Origin of the sequence: Methylobacterium oryzisoli (assembly GCF_046557895.1) — a bacterium.
GTDB lineage: Bacteria > Pseudomonadota > Alphaproteobacteria > Rhizobiales > Beijerinckiaceae > Methylobacterium > Methylobacterium oryzisoli.
The window spans coordinates 18590-36068 of the sequence record NZ_JBKIBX010000016.1; the positions used below are offsets into that span (position 1 = coordinate 18590).

Genomic DNA, 17479 nt, shown 5'->3' on the forward strand with positions numbered 1-17479 from the left:
CTCAATGCCGGCCGCCTTCGAGGTAGGCAGCCTTCACGGAGGGATCGTCGAGGAGCTGGCGCCCGGTGCCGCTCATGGTGATCGTGCCCGTCACCATCACGTAGCCGCGGTGCGCGAGCTTGAGCGCGTGGTAGGCGTTCTGCTCGACGAGGAAGACCGTCATGCCGTCGCGCTCGTTGAGGTCCTTGATCACCGAGAAGATCTGCTTGACCACGAGCGGCGCGAGGCCGAGCGAGGGCTCGTCGAGGAGCAGCAGCCGCGGCCGGCTCATCAGCGCGCGGGCGATGGCGAGCATCTGCTGCTCGCCGCCCGACATGGTGCCGCCGCGCTGGTGCAGGCGCTCCTTCAGGCGCGGGAAGAGGGCGCAGACCCGCTCCAGATCCTGCGCGAAATGCGCCCCGCCGTTCACGGCGGCCCCCATCTGCAGGTTCTCGTAGACGGTCATGCGCGGGAAAATCCGCCGGCCCTCGGGCGATTGCGCGAGGTTGAGCCGGGCGATCTCGTGGGTCGGCATCCGGGTGATGTCCCGGCCCGCATAGGTGATGCTGCCCTCGCGCGCCCGCGGGTTGCCGAAGATCGTCATCATCAGGGTCGACTTGCCGGCCCCGTTCGCGCCGATGAGGGTGACGATCTCGCCCTCGTTCACGTCGAGGTCGACGCCCTTGAGGGCGATGATGTTGCCGTAGAAGGTCTTCACGCCCCGCACGCTGAGCAGCGGGGTGCTGGCGCCGGAGGCGAAGGCGGGCCGGTCGGCCGGCAGCGGCGTGGCGGCGCTCACGGGGCGGACCTCGCGGTGGCGATCCCGGCGCCGATCAGCAGGCTGCCGCCGAGCCGGTTGAACAGCCGCACCCGGTCCGCCCGGCCGAACAGGAAGCGGGCGCGCCCGGCCAGGACCGCGTACGCGAGGGCGTTGAGGCTGGCGATGGCCAGGAAGGTGGCCTCGAAGACCGCCATCTGGGACACGAGATCGCTCCGCGGATCGAGGAACTGGGGCAGGAAGGCGATGAAGAAGGTGAGGCTCTTGGGGTTGAGCGCCGTCACCAGCCAGACATGGGCGGCCATGCGCAGGGCCGGCCCGCCCTCACGCGGGTGCGCCTCCAGCCGGCCGCCCGCCCGCCAGAGCCGGAGGCCGAGCCAGACGAGGTAGGCCGCGCCGAGCCACTTGAGCAGCGTGAACAGGGTCGCGGAGGCGGCGAGCACCGCGCCGAGACCGAGCAGCGAGAGCGTCATGGCGGTGGCGTCGCCGAGCGCGACCCCGGCCACCGCCGGCAAGGCCGTGCGCCAGCCGCGCCCGAGCGCGTAGGACACGACCAGCAAAATGGTCGGCCCGGGGATCATCACCAGGACGGCCGAGGCCGCCGCGAAGGCCAGCCACGTCTCGACGCTCATACGCCCACCTCGGCCTCGACGGCCTCGACCTCCTCGTCCTCGACGCCGAGATAGGCGGCGATGACGCTCTGGTCGCTCTGCACCTCGGCGGGGGTGCCGTCCGCGATCTTGGTGCCGTAATCGAGCACCACGACGTGGTCGGAGATCTCCATCACCACCGACATGTCGTGCTCGATCAAGAGCACCGAGGTGTCGTCGTCGCGGATCGAGCGCAGCAGGTCGTTGAGCTGGCCCGATTCGCGCGGGTTGAGGCCGGCAGCGGGCTCGTCGAGGCAGAGCAGCACCGGGTCGGTGCACATGGCCCGCGCGATCTCCAGCCGGCGCTGGTCGCCGTAGGGCAGGTCGCCCGCCGGGTCGTCGGCCCGGTGCAGCAGGTTGATGCGGGTGAGCCACCCCACCGCCTTCTCGACGGCGGCGGCTTGCGCCCGGCGGAAGCCCGGCAGGCCGATGAGCCCCGCCAAGGTGTAGCCGGAGGCCAGCATCAAGGGGTTGTGCTGCGCGACGAGCAGGTTCTCGAGCACCGTCATGCCGGTGAACAGCCGGATGTTCTGGAAGGTGCGGGCCACCCGCGCGCGGCGGTTCACCTGGAACCCCGGCTGGCGCTCCAGCAGGTACTCCGCCCCGTCGCGGTGGCGGAGCGTCATCATGCCCTCGGTCGGCTTGTAGAAGCCGGTGATGCAGTTGAAGACCGTGGTCTTGCCGGCACCGTTGGGGCCGATCAGCCCGGTGATGTCGCCGCGCCCGACCCGGAACGAGAGGTCGTTGACGGCCACGAGGCCGCCGAAGCGCATGGTGAGGTGCTCGACGGTCAGCACCGGGTCGGCGAGCCGGGGAGAGGCGCTCATCAGCCGTGCCCCTCCTTCACGAGCGAGCCCGAGATGGCCTTGCGCTCCTTGAGCACCACCGAGGGCGAGCGTTCGGAGATCAGGCCGCGCGGGCGCCAGATCATCATCACCACCATGGCGAGGCCGAACAGCAGCAGGCGGTACTCGTTGGGGTCGAAATGGTCGCCGAACACGGGCTTGAGGAAGTCGAGGTTGCGCAGGAGTTCCGGGCCGCCGACCATCGCGACCGCGGCGATCGCCACGCCGATCTGGCTGCCCATGCCGCCGAGCACCACGATGGCGAGGATGATCGCGCTCTCCAGGAAGTTGAAGCTCTCCGGGCTGACGAAGCTCTGGCGCACCGCGAAGAACGAGCCCGCGAAGCCCCCGAACATGGCGCCGAGCGCGAAGGCGGTGAGCTTGGTGTTGGTGGTGTTGATGCCGAGGGAGCGGCAGGCGATCTCGTCCTCGCGCAGGGCCTCCCAGGCCCGGCCGATCGGCAGACGGCGCAGGCGCAGCGTCACGAGGTTCGTGACGAGCGCCAGCACGAGGATGAGGTAGTAGAGGAAGACCACCCGGTGCATCGGGCTGAACTCGATGCCCAGCGCCGACGCGAACCCGCCCTCGCCCGCCGTGAAGGGCAGGCCGAAGAAGGTGATGCGCGGGATCGACGAGATGCCGGCCGCGCCGCCGGAGAAATCCGACCAGTTGATGAGCACGAGGCGGATGATCTCGCCGAAGGCGAGGGTCACGATGGCGAGGTAGTCGCCGCGCAGCCGCAGGACCGGGAAGCCGAGGATCATGCCCCAGAGCGCCGCGAACAGGCCGGCGAGCGGCAGGCAGATCCAGAACGACAGGCCGAAGGTGGTGGAGAGCAGCGCGTACGAGTAGGCGCCCACTGCGTAGAAGGCGACGTAGCCGAGGTCGAGGAGCCCGGCGAGGCCCACCACGATGTTGAGGCCCCAGCCCAGCATCACGTAGGTGAGGATCAGGATGCCGAGGTCGATCCAGTAGCGCGACTCGCTCAAGCCCCCGGTGCCGAGCGTGGCGAGCAGCGGGAAGGTCAGCGCCACGCCGAGGAAGAGCGGCAGGCCGAAGCGGGAGAGGGATTGGGCGGCGTTCGGCGCCGCATCGACCGCCTCGGTGGCCTGCCGGGGCGAAGGCGTCAGCGCCCGGCGCGCGTCGCGGTTGGCCAGGATCAGGCGCTGCGCGAGGCGGGCGACGAAGACGATGCCACACAGGATCGTTACCAGCCCCCAGCGCGGGGTGAGGTCGAGGGCGCTCGTGGCGCTCAGGTCCGTGCGGTAGGCCACGATCGGGACGCAGAGCCCGAAGGTGACGAGCGCGAAGAGCAGCGCGTCCTTGACGATGGCCTGGAGGTCGAGGGCCGGGCGGGCGGCGGGGGCCGCCGCGAGGGCGGGGGCGGGGGCGCTCATCAGACCTTCTCGACCTCGGGCCGGCCGAGGATGCCGGAGGGCATGAAGATCAGCACGATGGCGAGGATCGAGAACGCCGCCACGTCCTTGTACTCGATGGAGAAGTAGGCCGACCAGAAGGTCTCCACGAGGCCGATGATCAGCCCGCCGAGCACCGCGCCCGGCAGGCTGCCGATGCCGCCCAGCACCGCCGCCGTGAAGGCCTTCACGCCGGGCACGAACCCGTCCGAGAACGACACCACGCCGTAGTAGAGGAGGTAGAGGGTGCCGGCGACGGCGGCGAGCGCGGCGCCGAGCACGAAGGTGAGCGAGATGGTGCGGTCGACGTCGATGCCGAGCAGCGCCGCCATCTTGCGGTCCTGCTCGCAGGCGCGCTGCGCGCGGCCGAGCGAGGTGTGCTGCACGAGGTACCAGAAGCCCGCGAGCAGCACGGCGGTCGTCACCATGATGACGATCTGCCGGTAGGAGAGGGCGACCGCGTAGCCGTTGCGCTCGAACAGCACGATCACCTCCCGCATCATCGGCGGGGTCGGCTTGTTGCGGGCGCCCTGCACCACCTGCACGAAGTTCGACAGGAAGATCGAGACGCCGATGGCCGAGATCAGCGGCGCGAGGCGGAACGAGCCGCGCAGGGGGCGATAGGCGATGCGCTCGATCGACCAGCCCCAGAGCGCGGTGAGCGCCATCGCGATGATCATCACCAGGATCAGCGCCACCACCACCGAGGCGATGCCCAGGAACGTGGTCAGGATCAGAAAGGCGATCAGCGCGATGAAGGCGGAGAGCATGAACACGTCGCCGTGCGCGAAGTTGATCATGCCGATGATGCCGAACACCATCGTGTACCCGATGGCGATGAGGCCGTAGATCGACCCGAGCGTCAGCCCGTTGATGAGCTGCTGCGCGAAGACCTCCATGCGGATACACGCTCCCGTCCGGTCCGCCGCAGCGAACGCGCCTCCCGAGACCCTGGCCTCCGGCCCCTTCCCCGAGGGCCGGTATCGCTCAGGGGATTGTTCTGGCCGGAATTCTTGGCCTCGAGGAATTCCTTAGCAAGCGGCGCACCACTCCAGCAAGCGGCGCACCACTCCACAATCTGGCGAGGGCGGGGCGGCTGGCTTGGGCTTGGCCGCTTCGCTATCGTCGGACCAGACCCGCGGGGGAGACGCGCGATGGCGATGACGATGAACGGCGAGGTGGTGCTGCCTGCCGACCAGCAGACGGTGTGGGAAAAACTCAACGATCCCGAGGTGTTGAAGCGCTGCATCCCGGGCTGCGAGAGCCTGGAGAAGGTGGGGGACACCGAGCTGCAGGCCTCGGCCAAGATCGCGGTCGGCCCCGTCAAGGCGACCTTCAAGGGCAAGGTCACGCTCTCCGACATCGACCCGCCGAACGGCTACCGCATCTCGGGCGAAGGGCAGGGGGGTGTCGCGGGCTTCGCCAAGGGCGGCGCGGCGGTGCGGCTGGAGACGGTCGAGGGCGGCCAGACCAAGATGACCTACGACGTGGATGCCAGCGTCGGCGGCAAGCTCGCGCAGCTCGGCGGCCGGCTGATCAACGGCGTGGCCAAGAAGTACGCGGACACGTTCTTCGAGACCTTCGCCAAGGAGGTTCAGGGGGGCTGAAGCGAAGGCAGCCCCGTCTCGTGGGTGAGCGTCGGTCCCGTTCGCGCGACCGTGACGATCAAGGCGCGGGATCTCCTCTCCCCGCGTGCGGGGAGAGGGCTGCTTGCACGATAAGGTGCAAGCAGCGAGCCCGCAGGGCGAGGGTGAGGGGGCGTCTCAGGACAGAGCGCACCCAGAACCGCCCCCTCACCTTCGGCTGCCGCCTCGCTCTGCCGACGACAAGGTCGGCAGAGCCCTCTCCCCGCATGCGGGGAGAGGAGAACGTGCACGACCCGACGTGTGAATCCGCAAGCCCGTGCGGGAGAGGGGTAGGGGATCGAAGATCCCGCGTGAGGGTCCCGGGAGGGGGCAGCAAGTAGGCGGGACGCTGCCGCTACCAGCACTGAGGCTGGTTGCCGAACCTGAACTCTTCCGATCCCCTCACCGCGCTTTCCGCTTCACTGCGGCTCCCTCCCGGGACCCTCACACGGGATCTCCGATCCCCTGCCCCTCTCCCGCACGGGAGAGGGGTTCCCCGCGCTAGCCGCAGCCTCCTCGTCCTCCGGCACCACGTCCACCGCCACCTGCAGCGTCTGCGCGCCCGACCCGGCGATGATGCCCGCCACGGGGGCGACGTCGGCGTAGTCGCGCCCGCGGGCCACCACCACGTGGTCGTCCTCAACGCCGACGGCGTTGGTGGGGTCGAGGCCGTGCCAGCCGTCGCCGCACCACACCGAGACCCAGGCGTGGCTCGCATCCGCGCCCAAGAGGCGCGCCATGCCGGGCGGGGGCTTCGTGCGCAGGTAGCCGCTGACATAGGCCGCCGGCAGGCCGAGCCCGCGCAGGCCCGCGATCATGATGTGCGCGAAATCCTGGCAGACGCCGCGCCGGTGGGCAAAGGCGTCGGCGAGCGGGGTCGCCACGTCAGTGGCGGTGGCGTCGAAGGCGAAATCGGCCCGGATGCGCCGCATCAGGTCGACCGCCCCCGCATAGGCGCCCCCGCCCGGCGAAAAACTCGCCCGCGCGTAGTCGGTCACCTCCGGCACCACCGGCACGCGCCGGCTGGGGTTGGTGAAGTGCACCGGCGCGTCCGGGCCGAGGCTCGGAAAGGCGAGCGCCCGCTCGCGCACCGCCTCCCAGGACAGGCCCGAGGCGAGGTCCGGCAGCTGCCTGCGCTCCACCTCGACGCGCGAGAGCGCCTCGATGCGGAAGGCGTGGTGGGGCGCCTCCACGGCGAGGGACAGGGTGGCGTTGCCGAAGAAGTCGCGGCCGGTCTCGCGCCGGTGCGGGGCCGGGTCGATGGCGATCCGGTGAGAGAGCACCCGCTGCCCGTCGCCCTCGGCGGGGGTGAGCCGCAGGAGGCAGCGGGCCTGGGTCACCGGGTTGCGGTAGGCGTAGGCGGTGACGTGGCGCAGCCGGTAGATCACGCGAGAACCACCAGTCGCTCGGGCCGGGCGGCCTCCGAGCCGCCGGGAAAGTAGCGGGTCTCCACCGCCTCGGCGATCGCCCACAGGCGCTCCTCCCAGGCGGTCGCCACGTCCGGTCCGAGCGCGGCGGCCTCGGTGCCGGCGATCTCGCCCGCGAGGCTGCGCACCAGCCGGGTCTGGGGCTCGGGCAGCCCGTCCTGGCGCAGGGCCGGCAGGCCCGCGAGGTGCTCGGCGAGGCGCTCGACCTGGAACGCCACCGAGCGCGGGTTGTAGGGATCGAGCAGCACCATGTCGCGCACGGGGGCGAGCGCGACGCCGAGCAGGTAGCGCGCCCCGTAGGAGATGCGCGAATCGGCGAGATGCAGCAGCAGGCCGAGATCGTCCGCGGTGGCGTCCTGCGCCGCGAAGGTGCCGGCGAAGCGGCAGGTGTTGATCGCCCGTTCGAGGCGCCGGCCGATGTCGACGAAGGGCCAGCCGCCGGCCCGGTTCATGTTTTCCTGGGCGAGGCCCGAGAGGGCGGCGCCGAGTTCGAGCGCCCGCTCGGCCCGGTCCAGCCACTCGGCCTCCGAGCCGGCGGCCTCGGGCCGGTCGAGCACGTCGAGGAGCGCGCTCAGGCACCGCCACATCTCGACCGAGAGGCGCTCGCGCAGCGAGGCGGCGTTGCGCCGCGCCGCGAGCACGTGCGTGCGCGCCGAGCCCCAGGCCTCGCGGCCCGAGAGGGCGTGCGCGGCGAGCGCGGCGGCGGGCCCCGCCACCGTCGGCACCGCCCCCCAATCGTGCAGGAGGCCGCGCAGGCGCCGGCCCGTGCCCGCATCCGCCTCCGAGAGCGGCACCGTCCCGGCACCGCTGAGCAGGCAGACCGTGAGGCGCACCATCGCCTCGGCGCGCTCCAGGTAGCGCCCGAGCCAGAAGAGGCTGTCGGCGGCCCGGCTCGGCAGCAGGCCCGAGACGCGGCGCACCGGCGCCTGCTCCAGGCGCGGCAGCGGGGCGGTGGCCGGATCGGACGGCGCGTCGGCCAGCACCCAGACGTCGGCGGCCCGCACGCCCGTGCCCATCGCCACGGGCTGCACGTCCGGCTGCTCGGAGACCCGGCAGAAGCCCCCCGGCATCACCGCCCAGCCGCCCGGCGTGGCGGCGGCGAAGACCCGCAGCACGAAGGGGCGCGGCACCAGCCCCGGCCCGTCCCAGGCCGGGGCGGTGGAGAGCTGCACCGGCTCCTGGGCCACGAGGTCGCCCGGCCGGTCGTGCAGGATGGCGAGGAGGCGCGCGGTCTCCTCCGGGTCCCGCCTCCCGAAGGCGCGGGTGGTGAAGGCCCCCTGAGCGGGCGCGCTCGCGGGGCGCAGCGTCAGCGTGTCGGCCTGCGCCAGCACCGCGGCGCGCTGGGCGGGGTCGCCGCACCACCACGTGGCGAGGCCGGGCAGCCGCAGGGGCTCGCCGAACAGGTGCTCGGCCAGAGCCGGCAGGCAGGAGGCGAGCCAGCCGCCCTCGACGAGGCCCGCGCCCGGCATGTTGCCCATCACGCAGGCGCCGGCCTTCAGCGCCTCGACGAGGCCCGGCACGCCGAGCCGCGAGGCCGGGTTGAGGGAGAGCGGGTCGACGAAGTCGCCGTCGACGCGCCGCCACAGTACGTCGGCGCGCTTCAGCCCGGCCACCGTGCGGATGAAGAGCCGGCCGTCCTGCACCGCGAGGTCGTCGCCCTCGACCAGCGCGAAGCCGAGGTAGCGGGCGAGCACCGCCTGCTCGACGTAGGTGTCGCCGTAGGGGCCGGAGGTGAGCAGCGCGATGCGCGGCTCCGCCCGCTCGGCCGCCGCCGCGAGCCCGTTCCGGAAGGCCTGGAAGAACGGGGCGAGCGGGCGCACCGCCAGCGCCCCGTGCACCTCCGGCAGGGCGCGGGCCAGCACCATCCGGTTCTCCAGCGCGTAGCCGGTGCCGGAGGGGGCCTGGGTGCGGTCGGCGAGCACCCGCCAGCGCCCGTCCGGCCCGCGCGACAGGTCGGCGGCGTAGAGGTGGAGCTGGCGCCCGCCGCCGGGCTGGCGCACCCCGTGCAGGGGGCGCAGGAATTCCGGGCTCGCCGCCACCGCGGCGGCCGGGATCAGGCCGGCGGCGACGAGGTGGGCCTCGCCGTAGAGGTCGGCGAGCACGGTCTCCAGCAGGCTCGCGCGCTGCGCCACGCCCGCGGCGATCTCGGCCCACTCGCGGCCCTCGATCAGGAGCGGCAGCACGCCGAGCGGCCAGTCGCGCTCGGCGGCCTCGCCGTAGACGCGGTAGGCCATGCCGGAATTGTGGATGTGGCGCTCGGCCGCCGCGAAGCGGGCCGACACCTCGTCCTCGGCGAGGTCCGCGAGCCGGTCCAGAAATCGGTCCCAGGCCGGGCGGACCGCGCCGTCCGGGCCGACCATCTCGTCCGGCACGCCGGGCAGCGGCCGATAGGCCGCGCACCAGCGCGCGCGCCGCTCCTGCCGGGTCGCGTCGCCCGACGCCTCGCCGGTCTCCCGCAGGGCGAGCGGCGCGGCGGCGCTCATCGCGGCGTCGGCGTCCGCAGGTCGAGGGTGAGGGGAAATTCCCGCCGCGGCTCCTCCGGCGCCAGCGTCACGCGGCCCGGGGTGTGGCCGTGCTCTTGGAACCGGGCGAGGCGGCGCCCCTCGGCCTCGTAGGTGTTGACCGGGAAGGTCTCGTAGTTGCGCCCGCCCGGATGGGCGACGTGGTAGGTGCAGCCGCCGATCGCCCGCCCGCTCCAGGTATCGACGATGTCGAAGGTGAGCGGCGAGTGCACCGGAATCGTGGGGTGCAGGGCGGAGGCCGGCTGCCACGCCTTGAAGCGCAGGCCAGCCACCGCCTCGCCGGAGCGGCCGGTCTCGGTGAGCGGCAGGCGCCGGCCGTTGCAGGTGACCACGTGCCGGCTCGGCACGAGGCCCTCGACGCGCACCTGCAGGCGCTCGACCGAGGAATCGACGTAGCGCACGGTGCCGCCCGAGCCGCCCTCTTCACCCAGGACGTGCCAGGGTTCGAGCGCTTGACGCAGTTCGAGCGTCACGCCCCCGTGCGCGACGGAGCCGTAGCGCGGGAAGCGGAACTCGGCCTGCGCCTCGTACCACGCCGGATCGAAGGCGTAGCCCGCCCCGCGCAGGTCATCGAGGACGTCCAGAAAATCCTGCCAGAGGTAGTGGGGCAGCATGAAGCGGTCGTGGAGCGCCGTTCCCCAGCGCACGAACCCGCCCTCCTGCGGCTCGCGCCACAGCCACGCGACGATGGCGCGCAGGAGCAGTTGCTGGGCGAGGCTCATGCGCGGATCGGGGGGCATCTCGAAGGAGCGGAATTCGAGCAGCCCGAGGCGTCCGGTCGGCCCGTCCGGCGAGTAGAGCTTGTCGATGCAGATCTCGGACCGGTGGGTGTTGCCCGTGACGTCGACGAGGACGTTGCGGAAGAGCCGGTCGACCAACCAGAGCGGCACCTCGGGCCCGCCGGGCGCGGGCACCTGCGCGAGCGCGATCTCCAGCTCGTAGAGCCCGTCGTGGCGCGCCTCGTCCATGCGCGGCGCCTGACTGGTCGGGCCGATGTAGAGGCCCGCGAACAGGTAGGACAGCGCGGGGTGGCGCTGCCAGTAGAGCACGAGGCTCTTGAGCAGGTCGGGCCGGCGCAGGAAGGGCGAATCGGTCGCGCTGGCGCCGCCCATCACCACGTGGTTGCCGCCGCCCGTGCCGGTGTGGCGCCCGTCGATCATGAATTTCTGGGCGCCGAGCCGCGTCTCGCGGGCGTCCTGGTAGAGGCCCGTGGTGATCTCCACCGCCTCGCGCCAGGACCGGGCCGGGTGGACGTTGACCTCGATCACGCCCGGGTCGGGCGTGACCTTGATGACCCCGAGGCGCGGATCGTAGGGCGGCTCGTAGCCCTCGACGTGGATCGGGGTGCCGACTTCGGCGGCGGTGTCTTCCAGCAGGGCGAGGAGCTGCACGTACTCGTCCGCGCGCTCCAGCGGCGGCATGAACACGCAGAGGGCGCCCTCGCGCGGCTCGACCGTGAGCGCGGTGCGCACGGCGACGCCGCTCGGGCGCCGCGCAATGCGCTGCGGGCCCGCCTCCGAGAGCGGCGGGCGCTCCTCCAACGGGTCCTGCGGGACGTAGTAGGGGTAGGATTCCGGCGGGACGTGGGGCAGGGCGCCGAGCGGCAGGCGGAAGCCCGCGGGGGAATCGCCGGGCGCGAGGTGGAGCGCCCCGCGCCGCGTCTCCCAGGCCTCCGAGACCCAGTGGCGCTCCGATCCCACCGCGAGGTTGGCGAGCGGCAGCACGTAGCAGACCGGCGTGCCGAGGCCGCGGTCGAAGACCCGGGCCATGCGCGCCTGGGACTCGGCGTCGCCGACCTTCGACTGCTGGGGCGTGACGTTGACGGGAAGCTCCGCCTCCTTGCGCTCCCAGTACTCCCGGTCCTCGTAGGCGGGCTGCACGAAGCCGTCGAGGTGAAGGCGCCGGGCCAGCCCCCGGGCCAGCGCCTCGGCTTGGCCGATCGTGACCTCGCGCGGCCCGGCCTCGCGGGCGATCAGGGCGGCGTCGCGCCAGATCGGCTGCCCGTCCTTGCGCCAGTAGAGCGCGAAGGCCCAGCGCGGCAGGCTCTCGCCCGGATACCACTTGCCCTGCCCGTAATGCAGCAGGCCGCCTTCCCCGAAGCGCGCGCGCAGGCGCCGGATCAGCTGGTCGGCGAGGCCGCGCTTCGTCGGCCCGACCGCGGCGGTGTTCCACTCGGGCGATTCGAAATCGTCAACCGACACGAAGGTCGGCTCGCCGCCCATGGTCAGGCGCACGTCCTGGGCGGCGAGGTCGCGGTCGATGCGGTCGCCGAGCGCGTCCATCGCGCCCCAGGCCTCGTCCGAGAAGGGTTTGGTCACCCGCGGCGCCTCGGCCACGCGCGAGACGTGCATGGCGAAGCCGAAATCGACCTCGGCGGGGTCGGCGAGGCCGGAGATCGGCGCGGCCGAGCGGTAATGCGGCGTGGCGGCAAGCGGGATGTGACCCTCGCCGCAGAGGAGCCCCGAGGTGGCGTCGAGGCCGATCCAGCCCGCGCCCGGCACGTAGACCTCGGCCCAGGCGTGCAGGTCGGTGAAGTCCTTCGCGGTGCCGGCCGGGCCGTCCACCGCCGTGGTGTCGGGCACGAGCTGGATCAGGTAGCCGGAGACGAACCGGGCCGCGAGCTTGAGGCGGCGCAGCACCTGCACGAGGAGCCACGCGGAATCGCGGCAGGAGCCGCTGGCGTTCTCCAGGGTCTCGTCGGGCGTCTGCACGCCCGGCTCCATGCGCACCACGTAGGCCACGCTGTCGCGCACCAGCTGGTTGAGCGCGACGAGGAACAACACCGTGTTCGTCTCGGCCGGCAGGCGCTCCATGAGCGCGTCGAGGCGCGCGCCGCCCTCGCTCGGCACGAGGTAGGGGGCGAGTTCCTCCTGCAGCTCCGGCGGATAGCCGAAGGGCAGCGTCTGGGCGTACTCCTCCACGAAGAAGTCGAACGGGTTGATCACCGCCATGTCGGCCGTGATGTCGACCTCGATGCGGAACTGGGTGGTCTTCTCGGGAAAGACGAACCGCGCCAGCCAGTTGCCGCTCGGGTCCTGCTGCCAGTTCACGAAGTGGTTCCCCGGCGTGACCTTGAGCGAGTAGCTCAGGATCCGGGTGCGCGTGTGCGGCGCCGGGCGCAGGCGCACGACCTGCGGGCCGAGGGAGATCGGCCTGTCGTAGGTGTAGGAGGTGACGTGGTGCAGGGCGGCCTTGATCGACACGGTCTCTCCGGAAGTCTCGCTGCGGCTCTGCCCCGCCGGATCGTCGACAACGCTCCGACGGCGGTTTGTACACGGCCCGGGCCGGCCCGTCAGCCGCGCTGCGGCAGGACGGCCCCGAGCAACTGAAATCTGCCCATGTTTGAGGCAAGTCCCGTGCCGTGCGGAACTCCGGCAGGGCTCGCCCCTTGTGGAGCAGGGCCGGCCGTGCGGCGTTCGGCAAGGAACCGCTCCACAGCGGCGTCTCGGCGGCGAATCGAGCGATGAAGATCTTCCAGTGCCAAGCCTGCAGCCAGCCGCTCCACTTCGAGCACGCGCGCTGCGAGAGCTGCGGGCGGCGAGTCGGCTACGACCCGCAGGCCGGGTCCATCGCGGCGCTGACGGAGGCGGAGGGCGCCTGGGCGGCGTTCGGCGCGCCGGAGCGGCGCTACCGCTTCTGCGCCAACGCGGGCTTCGAGGCCTGCAACTGGCTGGTCGCGGCCGATTCGCCCGAGAGCTACTGCGTCGCCTGCCGCCACAACCGCACGGTGCCGGACCTGTCGGTGCCCTGGAACCTCACGCGCTGGCGCCAGATCGAGACGGCCAAGCGCCGCCTGTTCTACTCGCTGCTGCGGATGGGGCTGCCGCTCGCCCTGCGCCGCGACGACCCCGAGGGTCTGTCCTTCGATTTCCTGGTCGATCCGGCGGAGGCGCAGGCCTGGGGGCCGGCGGTCCTGACCGGGCATCACCACGGCCTCATCACCCTCAACATCGCGGAGGCCGACGACGTCGAGCGCGAACGCCGGCGCACCCAGTTCGGCGAGCCGTACCGCACGCTGCTCGGCCATTTCCGGCACGAGATCGGCCACTATTACTGGAACGTGCTGGTGCGCCACGACCCGAGCCTCGCGGTCTTCCGCGCGATCTTCGGCGACGAGCGCGCCGATTACGGACAGGCGCTCGCCCGCCACTACGCCGAGGGACCGCCGGAGGGCTGGCAGGAGCATTTCGTCTCGGCCTACGCCGCCTCCCACCCGTGGGAGGATTTCGCCGAGACCTGGGCGCATTACCTGCACATCGTCGACACCCTGGAGACCGCCAGCAGCTTCGGCCTGCGGGTGCGCCCGCAGGCCCTCGATCTCGCCGCCACGATGGACTTCGATCCCCACCATGCCCCCGACCTCGGGCGCCTGATCGAGGCGTGGCTGCCGCTGACCTTCGCGATGAACTCGCTCAACCGCAGCATGGGGCAGGCCGACCTCTACCCGTTCCGCCTGACCCCCACGGTGATCGGCAAGCTGGCCTTCGTGCACGAGCGCATCCACGCGGGCAGCGACGCGCGGGACGCCGCGACGGCGACCCTGAAGGCGGTGATCGCCGGGCTGCGCACGCCCGTCGCCGCCCCGCATCACGGCTGACTCCGAAGCCCTGCTACGCCACGTCCGGAGGGCCTCGCGGCGCCCGGCCGGCAAGCTTAGCTGTGGCGGGGTCGCAACACCCTGAAACCATCCCAGCTTTGCCCCGAACCGCCCCCTGTGCCGCCCCGATCCCGCCATAAACCGGCAGCACTTCAACGGCCACGTTAAACGACTGTCCCGACAACGATTTACCGCGATGAACCCGGGCACACGGGGGACCGCGGGCGGTGCTGGCGGGTTATCCTCAAGAGGTGTCGTTCAGCGTCGTCGTTCGGCCTCCAAAAGGGCGCACGGCGCGAGGATCACCTTGAAGTCGGACGAACCGACCGATCCGCCGAGAGTGAGTACGGGACAGGCCATGGACGCGCGTCACACCATCGACAAGTCGAAGCTGCCCAGCCGCCACGTGACGGAGGGCCCCGCCCGGGCGCCGCACCGCTCGTATCTGTACGCGATGGGCCTGACGCGCGAGCAGATCCACCAGCCGCTGGTGGGCGTCGCCTCGTGCTGGAACGAGGCGGCTCCCTGCAACATCTCGCTGATGCGCCAGGCGCAGGCGGTGAAGAAGGGCGTCGCCGCCGCGGCCGGCACACCGCGCGAGTTCTGCACCATCACGGTGACGGACGGCATTGCCATGGGCCACCGCGGCATGCGCGCCTCGCTGCCCTCCCGCGAGGTGATCGCCGATTCGGTCGAACTGACCATGCGCGGCCACGCCTACGACGCGCTCGTGGGGCTCGCCGGCTGCGACAAGTCCCTGCCCGGCATGATGATGGCGATGGTGCGCCTCAACGTGCCGTCGATCTTCATCTACGGCGGCTCGATCCTGCCCGGCACCTTCCGCGGCAAGCCCGTCACCGTGCAGGACCTGTTCGAGGCGGTGGGCAAGCACTCGGTCGGCGCCATGAGCGACGACGACCTCGACGAGCTGGAGCAGGTCGCCTGCCCGTCGGCCGGCGCCTGCGGGGCGCAGTTCACGGCCAACACCATGGCGACGGTCTCGGAGGCGATCGGTCTCGCGCTGCCCTACTCGGCCGGCGCGCCCGCGCCCTACGAGATCCGCGACAAGTTCTGCGCCGCGGCCGGCGAGATGGTGATGGACCTGCTGGCCAAAAAAATCCGGCCGCGCGACATCGTCACTCGCCGGGCGCTGGAGAACGCCGCCACCGTGGTGGCGGCCTCGGGCGGCTCGACCAACGCGGCTTTGCACCTGCCGGCGATCGCCCACGAGGCCGGGATCAGCTTCGACCTGTTCGACGTGGCCGAGATCTTCCGGCGCACGCCCTACATCGCCGACCTCAAGCCCGGCGGGCGCTATGTCGCCAAGGACCTGTTCGAGGTCGGCGGCATCCCGCTCCTGATGAAGACGCTGCTCGACCACGGCTTCCTGCACGGCGACTGCCTGACCGTGACCGGCCGCACCATCGCCGAGAACCTCACGAAGGTGGCCTGGAACGACGAACAGGACGTGGTGCGGCAGGCCAACGCCCCGATCACCCCGACCGGCGGCGTCGTCGGGCTCAAGGGCAACCTCGCCCCCGAGGGCGCGATCGTGAAGGTCGCCGGCATGCCCGCCGAACGCCAAGTCTTCGCCGGCCCGGCCCGCGTCTTCGACAACGAGGAGGCCTGCTTCGAGGCGGTGACGCAGCGCCAGTACAAGGAGGGCGACGTCCTGGTCATCCGCTACGAGGGCCCGAAGGGCGGTCCCGGCATGCGCGAGATGCTGGCGACGACGGCGGCCCTCTACGGCCAGGGCATGGGCGACAAGGTCGCCCTCATCACCGACGGGCGCTTCTCGGGCGCCACACGCGGCTTCTGCGTCGGCCATGTCGGCCCCGAGGCGGCGGTGGGCGGCCCGATCGGGCTCCTCAAGGACGGCGACATCATCCGGCTGGATGCCATCCAGGGCACCCTGTCGGTCGACCTCTCGGACGAGGAGCTCGCCGAGCGCCGCAAGGCCTGGGCGCCGCGGGGCAACGAGGCGACCTCCGGCTATCTCTGGAAATACGCGCAGACCGTCGGCCCGGCCGTGACGGGCGCCGTGACCCACCCGGGCGGTGCCCAGGAGACGCTCGCCTATGCGGACATCTAGGGACGGCCTCTCGCCCTCCCGGGCGGGCCTCCGGCGCCTCGCGGGCGCGCTCCTCGTCGGGGGGGCGCTCCTGGGCGCGGTGCTCCCGGCGGGCAGCCCCGCCGCGGCGCTCGATGCGGCCGTGCGCACGCCGGTGCCGGCGAGCGGCTACCGCAACGCCCGCGAGGCGGTGCGCTCGGGCGTGCGCGACTACAATGCGGGCGACAAGGAGGGCGCCGCCCGCGCCCTCGAATACGCGGCGGGCCAGGGCCACGCCCTCGCGCTGTGGAAGCTCGGCCGCATGTACGCGGAGGGCGACGGGGTTCCGCACGACGACCTCAAGGCCTTCGAGTTCTTCTCGAAGATCGCCGACGAGAACGCCGATGACGGTCCCGATTCCGCCAACGCCACCGTGGTGGCAAGCGCCTTCACGGCGCTCGGCCGCTACTTCCTCGACGGGATCAAGGGCTCCTACGTGCGCCCGAACGTCGAGCGCGCCTACGAGATGTTCAACTACGCGGCCTCGTACTACGGGGACCCGAACGCGCAGTACAACCTCGCCCGACTCTACCTCGACGGGACGGGCGTGTCGCAGGACGTCCGGCAGGCGGCGCGCTGGTTCAACCTCGCGGCCGAGAAGGGGCATCCGGCGGCGCAGGCGCTGCTCGGCCAGATGCTGATCAACGGCCAGGGCGTGCCGACCCAGCGGGCGCGGGGCCTCGCGTGGCTGACGCTCGCGCGCGACGCCGCGGAGGTGCCGAAGGACCAGTGGATCGTGAGCCTGCAGGAGCAGGCGCTCGCCGCCGCGACCGAGCGCGACCGCGCCGAGGCCCAGGCCCAGGTGGACGGGTTCTACCGCCGCAGCGCCCGGGCGCGCTGAGGCCCGGGCCTAACAGCTGATCCGGACACCGGATCAGCCCTTCGGGGCGGCGACCGCCGCCTTGAAGGAGGGGCGCTCCAGCGTGCTGTCGACCCAGCCGGCGAGCTTGGGCCAGCGCGCGGAATCCACCGCCTCCTTGGCGATGCGCAGGTTCACGAACCCGGTCGCCACTGCGATGTCCGCGAGGCTGAACGCCTCGCCGACGAGATGGGGGCCGGCGATCTGCGCCTCCAAGTAGGTGAACAGCGGCGGCAGATCCTCTGTGAGCGCCTTCTGCACCACCGCCTCGTCGCCGGGCAGGTTGAGGACGCGCGGGCGCACGATCCGGTGCACGAAGGGGCGCAGCAGCGGACCCATCAGCTCGGTGTCGGCGAACTTGTCGAACCAGATCACGCGCCCGGCCTGGCGCGGCTCGGCCGGGAGCAGGGCTGGCGCGGGATGCTTGCGCTCGAGGTAGTGCACGATCGCCGAGGAATCGGCGAGGCGGAAATCCCCGTCGCGCAGGGCCGGGATCTTGCCGAGCGGGCTCGCCGCCTGGAACTCGCGGTCGGGATCGTGGAAGCGCAGCGGCACGTGATCGAACGGCACCGCCTTCTCGGCGAGCGCGACCAGGACCTTGCGGACGAAGGGCGACAGGCTGCTGCCGTAGAGCTTCATGGACGGTTCTCCCCTGTGAGGCCGCCTGCTTAG

13 protein-coding genes are annotated in these 17479 nt (G+C 72.0%); 4 read left to right on the forward strand and 9 right to left on the reverse strand.

Translation table 11 applies throughout. From position 1 onward, the window contains the following. Position 1: 1 nt before the first annotated feature. Genes ACKUB9_RS16910 through ACKUB9_RS16930 form a run of 5 tightly spaced genes read right to left on the reverse strand, consistent with a single transcriptional unit; the run spans position 2 to position 4566 of the window. Positions 2 to 778, reverse strand: coding sequence for an ABC transporter ATP-binding protein (locus ACKUB9_RS16910; RefSeq protein ID WP_407524619.1), 777 nt, complete (start codon positions 776 to 778; stop codon positions 2 to 4). Beyond that, positions 775 to 1389 carry a LysE family translocator gene (locus tag ACKUB9_RS16915; protein ID WP_407524617.1) on the reverse strand — a complete coding sequence of 205 codons (615 nt, stop codon included), beginning with the start codon at positions 1387 to 1389 and terminating at the stop codon, positions 775 to 777. Before ACKUB9_RS16915 ends, ACKUB9_RS16910 begins: the two co-directional genes overlap by 4 nt. Then, positions 1386 to 2234 carry an ABC transporter ATP-binding protein gene (locus ACKUB9_RS16920; protein WP_407524615.1) on the reverse strand — a complete coding sequence of 283 codons (849 nt, stop codon included), beginning with the start codon at positions 2232 to 2234 and terminating at the stop codon, positions 1386 to 1388. Before ACKUB9_RS16920 ends, ACKUB9_RS16915 begins: the two co-directional genes overlap by 4 nt. Beyond that, positions 2234 to 3649: a high-affinity branched-chain amino acid ABC transporter permease LivM gene (livM, locus tag ACKUB9_RS16925; RefSeq protein ID WP_407524613.1), complete on the reverse strand. Its 1416-nt coding sequence runs from the start codon at positions 3647 to 3649 to the stop codon at positions 2234 to 2236. Before livM ends, ACKUB9_RS16920 begins: the two co-directional genes overlap by 1 nt. Further along, positions 3649 to 4566: a branched-chain amino acid ABC transporter permease gene (locus ACKUB9_RS16930; RefSeq protein WP_407524611.1), complete on the reverse strand. Its 918-nt coding sequence runs from the start codon at positions 4564 to 4566 to the stop codon at positions 3649 to 3651. The genes livM and ACKUB9_RS16930 overlap by 1 nt, the downstream gene beginning before the upstream one ends. A gap of 255 nt (positions 4567 to 4821) precedes the next feature. On the opposite strand from ACKUB9_RS16930, the gene ACKUB9_RS16935 reads away from it, so the two are divergent. Next, entirely contained in the window at positions 4822 to 5274 is a 453-nt protein-coding gene (locus ACKUB9_RS16935; protein ID WP_407524609.1) for an SRPBCC family protein, read from the forward strand. Positions 5275 to 5711: 437 nt separating this feature from the next. Here ACKUB9_RS16935 and ACKUB9_RS16940 read toward each other — a convergent pair whose 3' ends face one another. Genes ACKUB9_RS16940 through ACKUB9_RS16950 form a run of 3 tightly spaced genes read right to left on the reverse strand, consistent with a single transcriptional unit; the run spans position 5712 to position 12444 of the window. Further along, a complete protein-coding gene (locus tag ACKUB9_RS16940; RefSeq protein ID WP_407524607.1) occupies positions 5712 to 6680 on the reverse strand; it encodes a transglutaminase family protein in 969 nt (322 codons plus the stop codon). Continuing rightward, positions 6677 to 9202 carry a circularly permuted type 2 ATP-grasp protein gene (locus tag ACKUB9_RS16945; protein ID WP_407524605.1) on the reverse strand — a complete coding sequence of 842 codons (2526 nt, stop codon included), beginning with the start codon at positions 9200 to 9202 and terminating at the stop codon, positions 6677 to 6679. Before ACKUB9_RS16945 ends, ACKUB9_RS16940 begins: the two co-directional genes overlap by 4 nt. Next, complete coding sequence (locus ACKUB9_RS16950) at positions 9199 to 12444, reverse strand: transglutaminase family protein (protein ID WP_407524603.1); 3246 nt, start codon at positions 12442 to 12444, stop codon at positions 9199 to 9201. The genes ACKUB9_RS16945 and ACKUB9_RS16950 overlap by 4 nt, the downstream gene beginning before the upstream one ends. Before the next feature lie 260 nt (positions 12445 to 12704). Here ACKUB9_RS16950 and ACKUB9_RS16955 point away from each other — a divergent pair, with 260 nt between their 5' ends. The 3 genes from ACKUB9_RS16955 (at position 12705) to ACKUB9_RS16965 (ending at position 16789) form a co-directional block, all read left to right on the forward strand. After that, positions 12705 to 13838 (forward strand): zinc-binding metallopeptidase family protein, encoded by a 1134-nt coding sequence (locus tag ACKUB9_RS16955; protein ID WP_407524601.1) that lies wholly within the window; start codon positions 12705 to 12707, stop codon positions 13836 to 13838. Between the two features lie 358 nt (positions 13839 to 14196). After that, complete coding sequence (gene ilvD, locus ACKUB9_RS16960; RefSeq protein ID WP_407524599.1) at positions 14197 to 15930, forward strand: dihydroxy-acid dehydratase; 1734 nt, start codon at positions 14197 to 14199, stop codon at positions 15928 to 15930. Then, entirely contained in the window at positions 15917 to 16789 is an 873-nt protein-coding gene (locus tag ACKUB9_RS16965; RefSeq protein WP_407524596.1) for a tetratricopeptide repeat protein, read from the forward strand. The genes ilvD and ACKUB9_RS16965 overlap by 14 nt, the downstream gene beginning before the upstream one ends. Positions 16790 to 16822: 33 nt before the next feature. Here ACKUB9_RS16965 and ACKUB9_RS16970 read toward each other — a convergent pair whose 3' ends face one another. Continuing rightward, positions 16823 to 17446: a glutathione S-transferase family protein gene (locus ACKUB9_RS16970; RefSeq protein WP_407524594.1), complete on the reverse strand. Its 624-nt coding sequence runs from the start codon at positions 17444 to 17446 to the stop codon at positions 16823 to 16825. Positions 17447 to 17479: the final 33 nt, after the last annotated feature.